At 75.5% G+C, this 9986-nt stretch carries 7 protein-coding genes; 2 read left to right on the top strand and 5 right to left on the bottom strand.

The window, feature by feature from the left end; all coding sequences use genetic code 11:
- Nucleotides 1–262: 262 nt before the first annotated feature.
- The gene (locus tag AB0E96_RS33130) at nucleotides 263–2680 is read right to left on the bottom strand and encodes a caspase family protein (protein ID WP_359829497.1); all 2418 of its coding nucleotides are present in this window, start codon (nucleotides 2678–2680) and stop codon (nucleotides 263–265) included.
- Nucleotides 2673–3023, bottom strand: coding sequence for a hypothetical protein (locus AB0E96_RS33125; RefSeq protein ID WP_359829496.1), 351 nt, complete (start codon nucleotides 3021–3023; stop codon nucleotides 2673–2675). The genes AB0E96_RS33130 and AB0E96_RS33125 overlap by 8 nt, the downstream gene beginning before the upstream one ends.
- A gap of 199 nt (nucleotides 3024–3222) precedes the next feature.
- On the opposite strand from AB0E96_RS33125, the gene AB0E96_RS33120 reads away from it, so the two are divergent.
- Entirely contained in the window at nucleotides 3223–4035 is an 813-nt protein-coding gene (locus tag AB0E96_RS33120) for an SAM-dependent methyltransferase (RefSeq protein WP_359829495.1), read from the top strand.
- Nucleotides 4036–4058: 23 nt separating this feature from the next.
- Here the strand turns inward: AB0E96_RS33120 and AB0E96_RS33115 are convergent, their stop codons facing one another.
- Nucleotides 4059–4718, bottom strand: coding sequence for a LuxR C-terminal-related transcriptional regulator (locus AB0E96_RS33115; RefSeq protein ID WP_359829494.1), 660 nt, complete (start codon nucleotides 4716–4718; stop codon nucleotides 4059–4061).
- 160 nt (nucleotides 4719–4878) lie between these two features.
- Here AB0E96_RS33115 and AB0E96_RS33110 point away from each other — a divergent pair, with 160 nt between their 5' ends.
- Complete coding sequence (locus AB0E96_RS33110) at nucleotides 4879–8067, top strand: cytochrome P450 (RefSeq protein ID WP_359829493.1); 3189 nt, start codon at nucleotides 4879–4881, stop codon at nucleotides 8065–8067.
- A 76-nt stretch (nucleotides 8068–8143) separates the two neighbouring features.
- Here the strand turns inward: AB0E96_RS33110 and AB0E96_RS33105 are convergent, their stop codons facing one another.
- Together AB0E96_RS33105 and AB0E96_RS33100 are read right to left on the bottom strand one after the other, a co-directional pair.
- Nucleotides 8144–9028 (bottom strand): S1 family peptidase, encoded by an 885-nt coding sequence (locus AB0E96_RS33105; protein WP_359829492.1) that lies wholly within the window; start codon nucleotides 9026–9028, stop codon nucleotides 8144–8146.
- Nucleotides 9029–9290: 262 nt separating this feature from the next.
- Nucleotides 9291–9884 (bottom strand): GNAT family N-acetyltransferase, encoded by a 594-nt coding sequence (locus AB0E96_RS33100; RefSeq protein WP_359829491.1) that lies wholly within the window; start codon nucleotides 9882–9884, stop codon nucleotides 9291–9293.
- Between the last annotated feature and the right edge of the window lie 102 nt (nucleotides 9885–9986).

Below are 9986 nucleotides of genomic sequence, written 5' to 3'. Positions count from 1 at the left end.
TCGACGACATCCGCTGGCGGCGCGGCACGGTCACCCGCAGCCCGATCCACCTGCCCGCGACCTGGTGACTGCCTGCCGGTCGGCGCCGTAGAGGCCCGCGCCGAGGATCGGGAGGCGGGCCGGCTGCTCGCCGGGCCACCGGCCCGGTCAGCGCGCGGTGGCGCGCCTTCCGATCGGGCTCGCCGGCATCGGCCGGCGAGCCCACGACGGCCATCCGGCCGCCGCGTCCACGGCGAGCCGGTCGACGCGGTCGGCCTCGGGCTCAGTCGTCCCAGCACGCCACGGCGGTGACGACGGTGAAGGCCAGCCAGCCGACGACCGCCAGGGCGATGGTGACGACGGAGGCCCACTGGACCGAGAGCAGGATCATGCTGCCGATGAAGGTCACGTAGGCCAGGGCGGCGCAGCTGCCGACCGGGGCGAACCACTCGCCCCGGCGGCTCCGGAGCAGGCCGCCGAGGAGGAGGGCGGTTCCCGCGCCGACCAGGAGGGAGAGTTCGACGGTCCTGAGCCAGGAGATGTGGTCGACCGAGGAGAGGTGGCCCTGGTGGGAGACCTCGACCACGCGCCCGTTCCAGAGGGTCAGGTCCGTGTCCCCGCCGGTCTGCACGCTGTTGTAGAGGCCCTCGGAGACGGTGTAGGTGGCGGTGGGCGCGGCCTCCCGGGAGACGGTCAGTTCGTAGTTGGTGGAGTCGCCGCCGGTGTCGATCCGCTTGTGGGTCACCCGGCCGGTCTCGTGTCGGGTGCAGTCCGTGGTGGCGGCGGGGACGGTGGCGGCGCAGGCCGGGGCACCGAGGTAGGCGACCGACTCCTGGTAGGAGTCGACGAACCAGGAGAAGCCGAGGGCGACGGTGGCCAGGCCGACCAGGACGAGCAGGACCTGGGCCGTGACGCGGGCCACCAGGCGGGCGACGGGGCGGCGTTTCCTCGGGTGGCGCGGGCCGGGGCCGGGTGAGGGCGGCGTCGAGGGGTTGCGGGGCGGCGGTGTGCGGACGGCCGGTGCCGGGATCAGGGCGCTCCCGGTCCGGGGCGCGCCGGGGGTCTTCGGGTCCAGGGCCGCCGGGGCGGCCGGGGCCGTTCCGGTCGTCTTGGTGGTCTTGGTGGTCTTGGTGGTTTTGGTGGGCTCCGGGGCCGTGCGAGCGGCGGTCCGGCCGGCCGGGGCGGTGACGGAGCCGACCGGGGTGGCGGCAGGGGCGGCCGGTTCCGCCGCGTGCGGCGGGTCCAGCAGGTGCTCGACCTGCCGCCGCAGGACGAGCAGCTCCGCGGTGATGCGTTCGGCCTGCTCCCGGACCCTCGCCAGGTCCGCCTCCAGCGAGCGGTTCAGCCCGGCGGCGGCCTGCAGTTGGCGACCCCTCGCCCCGGACTCCTCCTCGAGCCGGCGGCTGCGCTCCTGCTCGGCCGCGAGCTGTTCGGTGAGGCGCTCGGCCTTCGCGCGGGCGCGTTCCTGCTCCTCCCGTGCGCGCTCCCGCTCGTCGGCCCGGTCCCGGCGGGCCGCGTCCCGCTCCGCGGTGAGGTCGTCGATCGCCTGCCGGAGGCGCTCGGTGACCTCCCGGAGGTAGACCACCTGGTCGGCGGGGTCGGGGCTGTCCCGCAGCTCGGCGGTGCGCAGGTCGTGGAGCTCGCGCAGCCGGGACGGGGCCGGCGGACGGCCCTGCCGGGCGAGGAAGGCGGCGAAGCCGAACAGGAAGGCGCGCGGGGCGATGACCCGGCCGGCCAGGTACGCGTCGACCTGCTCCGGGGTGTGCCCGGTGGCCTCCGCCAGTCGTCCGATGTCGGTTGGCGTGGCGTCGGTGGGTACGGCGTCGGTGGGTGCCGTGCCGTCGTCCCCGGGCCCGGTGCACTGCGCGAGCGCCGCGGTCAGTGCCCGGGCGAGCCGGGAGTCGCGGGCCGGTGCCGGGCGGTGGGCGGTGTTGCGGGCGAAGGCGAACCGGCCGGCCGTGTCGGTGCCCTGCCGGTTGGGGACGGGCAGCCCGCGCTGGATCAACTCCTCGCGCAGGTAGGGGTAGAGGGTGTCGAGGGTGAGCCACTCCGGTCCGTCGGGGAGTCCGGCCTCGACCAGGTCGACGAGGGTTCCGGTGAACGAGGTGGGTCGGTCGGCCTGTTCGGCGAGCGGGACGACGTGGGCCGCGCGGTCGCTGGCGGTGAGGATGTAGGTGCCGAGGATCTTGGTGGACACGGCCGGTGGGGCCCCGCCCGCCATGGCCTCGATGGCCCGGCCGGCGAAGCAGCAGTCCAGGACGACGGCCTTGACCTTCGCCGGGCTCCCCAGGAAGGCCTCGCGGACCTTGGAGTAGTCCAGGCCGGTCACGTCGGCGTGCTCGGACGAGGTGTGGGCGAGCGTCAGGCACAGCTGGCCGAGCGGCCGGATCAGCCCATGGCCGACGTAGTAGAGCAGCAGCACGCCGCGGGTCTCGCGGGCGAGCTCCCGCAGGGTCTGGACCAGGGCGGGCATGTCGGCCGCGTCCTCGATCACGGTGACCCGCTCCTCGGGCCAGCCGCACCACCGCGGGTCGGTGAGGAGGCGGCTCAGCGCGGCCAGGCTGTTGAGGGCGGCGGGCAGCGGGGACAGTTCGGGGTTCCGGTAGGTGCCGGTGCCGATCAGGATCGCGCGGGAGTCGGCGAAGTCCGGGGGGAGGGGGAGTGGAGGCGCGGGTGGCGGGGGTGCGGGCGGCTCACTCATCGTCGTCGCTCAGCACCTCGGCCAGGAGCGGGACGAGGTCCTCCTGCTTCATCTGGCGGGCGGTCAGCTTGACCCGGCCGCGCTTGGTGGTCACTTCGAGCGAGACGTCCGCGCGCCGGGTGCGCAGCCACACCGACAGCGATCCGGCCAGTGCCGCACCGGCGCCGCCGGCCCCGAGGGCGATCTCCAGCACCTCGGTGACCCCGCCCAGCTCCCCGTCCGCGGGCGGGGACGGCAGGGGGCGGACCAGGCCCGCCAGCTCGCGTTCCCGGCGCAGCCAGTCCCAGAGTTCCGCCGTCTCCCGCGGCTCGTCGCCGCCGGCGATCCTGATGCGCGCGTCCATCGCACTCCCTCGGCTTCTCCCGGGCGGCTCCCGGGTTCAGCCGGGATGATGGCAGGGATCGGCCCGGCGCGGGGAGCAACCGGTAGAGCTTGTGACCGACTTGTGGAATTCCGCGGCGCGGTGGGTCCGGGCCGGTGGGCCCGGGGCGGGGTCCGGGCCGGTGGATCGGGGCGGCGGGACGCGTCGTAGATTGCCGGGCATGACGACCCCCGAACCGCTCAGCCCGGTCTCCCGCACCGCCCTGTCCGTCGCCCGGGTGCGGGCCTTCGAGAGCTCCCGTGCCGACCCGCTGTTCGTCGACCCGTACGCGGCGGCGTTCGTCACCGCCGCCGGTCTCGAACCGGCCGCCTCCGGCCCGCCCAGCGACCTCGCCAGGGCGCTCGCCGCCCACGTCATCCTGCGCACCCGCCACTACGACGACCGGCTGCTCGCCGCGGGCGCCGACCAGGTCGTGCTGCTGGCGGCGGGCCTGGACACCCGGGCGTACCGGCTGGACTGGCCGGCCGGCACCCGGGTCTTCGAACTCGACTTCGACCCGGTGCTCGCCTTCAAGGGGCGGGTCCTGGACGGGCTCGGCGCCGTGCCGCGCGCCGGGCGCACCGCCCTGCCCGCCGACCTGCTGGACGGGCGGTGGCCCGAGCGGCTGGCCGGGGCCGGCTTCGATCCGGCGCGGCGCTCGGTCTGGCTGGCCGAGGGGCTGCTGGTCTACCTCGCCCCGGAGGAGGCGGCGGCCCTGCTCACGGCGGTGGCGGGGCTGTCGGCCCCGGGCAGCCGGTTGCTGCTGGAGCAGGGCCGGGACGTGAGCGCCACCCCGCCCGACCCGGCGCGGACCCACATCACCGAGCTGTGGCGCGGTGGGCTCGGCCCGGGCACCGACGAGTGGCTCGACGGGCACGGCTGGAGCACCGGGACCACCTCCCTCGCGCGGCTCGGTGAGGTCCACGGGCGGCCGCTCCCGGACCCGTCCGCGGCGACGGCCTTCATCGAGGCCGTCCGGCGGCCGGCCGTCTGAGCCCCCCGCCCCCGGCGCACCGGTCACACCGGAAGGGCCGGCTGCGGGGGCCAGGTGTTCGGCGCCAGGACACCGGTGGCGTAGGCCCGGGCGACCAGGGCGGTGCGGTTGGGGACGCGCCAGCGGCGGGAGAGCCGGGCCAGGTGGTAGTTGACGCCGTCCGGGGTGACGCCGATCTCCCGGGCGATCTGCGCGGTGGTGTCGCCGCGGGCCGCCGCGGCCAGGATCCGGGCCTCGACCGGGCTGACCTCGGCCCGCTCGGCCTCGTCCGGGAGCTCCGTCGCGTGCAGCGACAGCAGCAGGCTCGGGGGCCGCTGCGGGACGTCGCCGACCAGGGCGACGGTCATCCGGCCGTACCGCTCGCGGCCGCCGGCGGGCGTCCAGGAGACCCGGGCCGGGTACTGCGAGCGGCGGTGCAGCCGGATGGCCTCGGTGACCGCCTCCAGCGTGCCGCTGTCCAGCAGGGTGAAGAACTCCAGAATCCTACGGTCGCGCAACTGGCCCGGCAACCGCCCGAATTCGGCGGCCATCGCGCGGTTGACGATCAGGATCCGGCCGCCGAAGTCGCACAGCGCGATGGGCAGCGGCATGTGGTCCAGCAGTTGCAGCGCCCGGTTGCGCCAGAACACCGCGGGGTCCGGCCGGTCGGCCGGTACGGGGCCGCAGTCGTGGGTGTCTCGCATGGGTGGTTCTCCTTCCGGGCGCCGGAGCTGACGGTCCGTGGGCTGGACCGCAACCGCGCCGACCACTACACAATCATGTAGTGATCGCGGCCGGACCTCCAGCGCGGTGGGCGCACAGTGGTGGAAGCAGAAAGTTTCCTGCCGTGGGAGGGGCACACCGATGACCGAGACCGTGGAGAGCGCGACCGAGGACGGACGGGCGGCCGTGTCCGAGAGCAAGGGCGTCGCCCTGGTGGACATCTCGTCGATGCCGCGGGTCGCCGCCCCGATGCTGCGCATCATGGAACTGTCCAGGGCGCACGGGCCCGCGTACGTCCAGCGGCTGCACGGCCGGGACACCCTGGTCGTCAGCGGCCTGGAGCTGGTCGAGGAGCTGGCGGACGAGACCCGGTTCACCAAGTCGATCAGCATGGCGCTGGAGAACGTCCGCCGGTTCACCGGCGACGGCCTGTTCACCGCGTACAACGACGAGCCCAACTGGGCCCGGGCACACGACATCCTGATGCCCGCCTTCGCGCTCGGCTCGATGCGCACGTACCACCCGGTGATGCTGCGGGTGGCCCGCCGGCTGGTCGACTCCTGGGACCGGCGGGAGGCCGCCGGACTGCCGGTGGACGTGCCCGGCGACATGACCCGGATGACCCTGGACACCATCGGACTGGCCGGCTTCGGCTTCGACTTCGGCTCCTTCGAGCGGGACGAGCCGCACCCCTTCGTCGAGGCGATGGTGCGCTGCCTGGACTGGTCGATGACCAGGCTCACCCGCGACCCGGAGGCGGACCACAGCGAGCGCGACGCGGCCTTCCGGGCCGACGCCGACTACCTGGCCGCCGTGGTGGACGAGGTGATCGCCGCCCGCTCCGGGGAGGGCGTCCAGGGCCCGGCCGAGGACCTGCTCGGCCTGATGCTCGGCGCGGTCCGGCCCTCGGACGGCACCCGGCTGGACGCCGAGAACATCCGCAACCAGGTGATCACCTTCCTGATCGCCGGTCACGAGACCACCTCGGGCGCGCTCTCCTTCGCGCTGTACTACCTGGCCAAGAACCCGGCCGTGCTGCGCCAGGTGCAGCGGGAGGTGGACGAGCTCTGGGGCGCCGAGGCCGATCCGCGGCCCTCCTACGAGGACGTCGGACGGCTGCGCCACACCCGCCAGGTGCTCAACGAGGCGCTGCGGCTGTGGCCGACGGCGCCCGCGTTCAGCCGGGAGGCGCGCGAGGACACCGTGATCGGCGGCCGCATCCCGCTGCGCGCCGGGGAGACCGTCTTCGTGTCCACGCCGATGCTGCACCGGGACCCGGTGTGGGGCGACAACCCGGAGCTGTTCGACCCGTCCCGCTTCGACCCCGGCCGCGAGGAGGCCCGTTCCCCGCACGCCTTCAAGCCCTTCGGCACCGGTGAACGCGCCTGCATCGGGCGGCAGTTCGCGCTGCACGAGGCCGTGATGCTGCTCGGCATGCTGGTCCACCGCTACCGGCTGATCGACCACGCCGACTACCGGCTGAGCATCAAGCAGACGCTCACCATCAAGCCCGACGGCTTCACCCTCGGCCTCGCCCGGCGCACGCCCGGCCAGGCCTGCGCGGCCTCGCCCGCCACCGGTGCGCTCGCCGCCGACGCCCCGGCGGCCGCCGGACGCCGCCCCGGGAGGGTCCGCCGGGGGACGGGCCTGCTGCTCCTGCACGGCTCCAACTACGGCGCCTGCCGGGAGTTCACCCGGCAGCTCGCGGAGGCCGCCGCCGACCTCGGCTGCGCGACCGAGACCGCCCCGCTGGACGCGTACGCCGACGGGCTGCCCACCGACCGCCCGGTGGTGATCACCGCGGCCTCGTACAACGGGCAGCCGACCGACGACGCGGCCCGGTTCGTCCGCCGGCTCCAGGAGGCCCCGGACGGCGGCGGCGCCGAGGGCGTCGAGTACGCGGTGCTCGGCATCGGCGACCGCACCTACGCCGCGACCTACCAGCGCGTCCCGGTGCTGATCGACGACCGGCTCGCCGCGCTCGGCGGCACCCGGCTGCTGGACCGCGCCGAGGCCGACGCCTCCGGCGACCTGTCCGGCACCGTGCGGCAGTTCACCGAGGCGCTGGCCGAGGCCCTGCTGGCCCGCCACGGGGACACCGACGCCCCGGCCGGTCCGGAGCCGGAGGCCGCCTACTCGGTGACCGAGGTGACCGGCGGCCCGCTGGCCGCGCTGGCCGCCCGGCACGGCATGGCGGAGCTGACCGTCACCGCCGTCGGCAGCCTGACCGACCCCGCCTACCACCGGGTCAAGCGGCTGGTCCGGCTGGCCCTGCCGGAGGGGGCCGGCTACCGGACGGCCGACCACCTCACCGTGCTCCCGGCCAACGACCCGCTGCTGGTCGAGCGTGCCGCCAAGCTGTTCGGCGCCGACCCGGACACCGTGCTGAACATCGTGGCCCACCGGCGCACCGGACCGGCCGTCGACCGCCCGCTGACGGTGCGCGAGCTGCTCACCCACCACGTCGAGCTGCAGGACCGCCCGAGTGCCGAACAGCGTGCCGCCCTGGCCGCGCTCAACCCCTGCCCGCCCGAGCAGGCCGCGCTGCGGGCGCTGCCCGAGGACGACCCGCGCACCCTGCTGGACCTGATCGAGGACCACCCGGCCGTGCAGGAGCGGCTCACCTGGCCGGCGCTGCTGGAGCTGCTGCCGCCGATCCGGCCGCGGCACTACTCGATCTCCTCCTCGCCGGCCGGCGACCCGGGCCGGGTCGAGCTGATGGTCTCGGTGCTCAGCGCACCGGCGCGCTCGGGCCGGGGCACCTTCCGCGGCACCGGCTCCGGCTACCTGGACCGGGTGGCGGTCGGCGACACCGTGCTCGCCAGGGTCCAGCCCTGCCGGGAGGCGTTCCGGATCGGCCACCGCACCCCGGTGGTCATGGTCGCGGCCGGCACCGGCCTGGCGCCGTTCCGCGGCGCCGTCGCCGACCGCCGGGCGCTGCTCGCCGAGGGGGCCGGGCTCGCCCCGGCCCTGCTGTACTTCGGCTGCGACGACGCGGCGGCGGACTACCTGCACCGCGGCGAGCTGGAGGCGGCCGAGGCCGCCGGGGCGGTCTCGCTGCGGCCCGCCTTCAGCGAGCGGCCCGAGCGGGGGAGGCGCTTCGTGCAGGACCGGATCGCCGCCGAGGCGGCCGAGGTCTGGGAGCTGCTGGGCGCCGGTGCCGAGGTGTACGTGTGCGGCGACGGGGCCAGGATGGCGCCGGGCGTGCGGGCGGCCTTCCGGACGCTGTACCGGGAGCGCACCCCGGGCGCCGACGAGCAGCGGGCCCAGGACTGGCTGCAGGGTCTGATCGAGGCCGGACGGTACGTCGAGGACGTGTACGCGGGCTGACCGGCCGCCGCCCGGACACGCCCGTCGGCCCGCCGCACCCGGTGCGGCGGGCCGACGGCCCCGCGGAAGGCCCGGGTCAGTACACGCTGACCTGGTACGCGGAGAGCGCCGCGTTGACCGGCTGGTAGAAGGTCGTCCCGCCCGAGGTGCAGTTGCCACTGCCGCCCGAGGTGAGGCCGAGCGCCTTGGCGCCGTCGTAGAGCGGGCCGCCCGAGTCGCCGGACTCGGCGCAGACGTTGGTCTGGATCAGGCCGCTGACGATGCTGCCGTCGGTGTAGCGCACGGTGGCGTTGAGCCCGGTGACGCTGCCGCCGTGGGTGCCGGTGGTCGAGCCGGTGCGCTTCACCGCCTCGCCGACGTAGGCGTTCGGGGCGGAGGTGAAGCCGCCGGGGTGGCTGAGCGCGCTGTTGTCGTAGCGGACCAGCGCGTAGTCGTGGCCGGGGAAGGTCGAGGCGATGGTCGGCCCGATCCGGGTGGTGTGGTTGAGGTCGGTGTACCAGTCGGGGGCGACGTTGCCGCAGTGCCCGGCGGTGAGGAAGTAGTGGGTGCTGCCGCTCACCACGTTGAAGCCGAGTGAGCAGCGGTACTGGCCGCCGTAGATGGCGTCGCCGGCGGCGACCAGCGGGGAGAGGACGCCGGGGACGCGGTGGACGTCGACGCTGGACGCGTTGGGGCCGGCGGCGCTCATCAGTTTGGCGAGCGAGACCGGGGTCACGGTGCTGTCGGCGGTCACCACGACGCGCCCGGCGGCCTCGTCGACGTACCAGGCGGTGCCGTTGACCTCGGCACCCAGGATGGCCTCGCTGACCGCCGAGAGCTGTTCGGGTTCGGCGGGGCCGACGGGGGCGGCGGCGGCTCCGGGAGCCGCGACGGCGGTGGCGGTCAGCAGGCCGAGGGTGGCGGCGAGCAGGCGGAAGCGGCGTGTGGTGCCGGTGCGGGGCGTGGGGCGCGTGGTCCTCACCGATCTCCTCCAGAGGGGGTGACGGCCCTGGGGGTCGGGGCCGTGAAGCGCCGTCAGGCGGTGGGCGGACCCCGGCCGGTGCTCTCCGGAAGCACGGCGGATGATCTGCTCCTGACAGGCACTGACCGGAAGTATGAGGAATCGGACAGTTCGGTACAAGCTTCCCGAGGGGGTGTCGGCGGACCCGCAGACCGGCGGGTGAGTGCGCGGGCCGCCGTTCGGGCCCCTGGGGCGTGTCGTGCGGACGGCGGGGAGGGCCGGGTCACCGGGCCGGGGCCTGATCCCTGGTCAGCCGCCACACCAGCTCCTCGCCGGTCTCGGCCGGGGCGAGCACCTCGGCGGGGCGGCGCAGGTGCTCGGTGAAGCCGAGGCGGGCCGGGACGGCGCCGCTGGCCGGGTTGGCCGGGTCGTGCACGATCTCGACGTGGGTCACCCCCGGAAGGCGGAAGGCCTCGGCGGCCAGGGCCCGCGCCGCCCCCGTGGCCAGCCCGCGGCCGGTGGCCGCCGGGTGCAGCCAGTAGCCGATCTCCCGGGCTTCGGCCGGGGTGTCCTCGCGCCGGAACAGCCCGCAGGTGCCGACGATCGCGCCGTCACACACGATCGCGTAGGTGAACTCCCGCCCGCTGTCCCAGAGTTCGGCGCGGCCGGCGAGGAACTCGGCGGTCTTCGCGCGACTGTGCTCGGCCACCCAGGGCATCCAGGGCCGCAGGTGGTCCAGCGACTCCTCGATCACCGCGAAGAACTCGGGGAGGTCCGCCTCGCCGTCGAAGCGGCGCAGCGTCCCCCCGTCCAGCTCGATGAGGCGCGGCGGGGCGGCGGCGTGCGGGGGGACGGTGACGTGCGGGGGACGGTTCATGACGGGATGATGGTCCGCCCACCCTCCGTCGGGCAACGGGTTTTGACGGCGGCGGACGCGCCGGCGGCGTGGCCGGGTGCGGGGTGGCCGGGGCGCCGCGCC

Origin of the sequence: Kitasatospora sp. NPDC036755, assembly GCF_040636595.1 — a bacterium.
Classification (GTDB): Bacteria; Actinomycetota; Actinomycetes; order Streptomycetales; family Streptomycetaceae; genus Kitasatospora.
The sequence above is the reverse complement of the archived record's forward strand: the minus strand, read 5'-3'. Positions and strand labels throughout refer to the sequence as shown.

Coding starts and splice junctions, on each gene's coding strand:
- AB0E96_RS33130 (WP_359829497.1), bottom strand. CDS start 2,680: ATGAGTGAGCCGCCCGCACCCCCGCCACCCGCGCCTCCACTCCCCCTC.
- AB0E96_RS33100 (WP_359829491.1), bottom strand. CDS start 9,884: ATGAACCGTCCCCCGCACGTCACCGTCCCCCCGCACGCCGCCGCCCCG.
- AB0E96_RS33110 (WP_359829493.1), top strand. CDS start 4,879: ATGACCGAGACCGTGGAGAGCGCGACCGAGGACGGACGGGCGGCCGTG.
- AB0E96_RS33115 (WP_359829494.1), bottom strand. CDS start 4,718: ATGCGAGACACCCACGACTGCGGCCCCGTACCGGCCGACCGGCCGGAC.
- AB0E96_RS33120 (WP_359829495.1), top strand. CDS start 3,223: ATGACGACCCCCGAACCGCTCAGCCCGGTCTCCCGCACCGCCCTGTCC.
- AB0E96_RS33125 (WP_359829496.1), bottom strand. CDS start 3,023: ATGGACGCGCGCATCAGGATCGCCGGCGGCGACGAGCCGCGGGAGACG.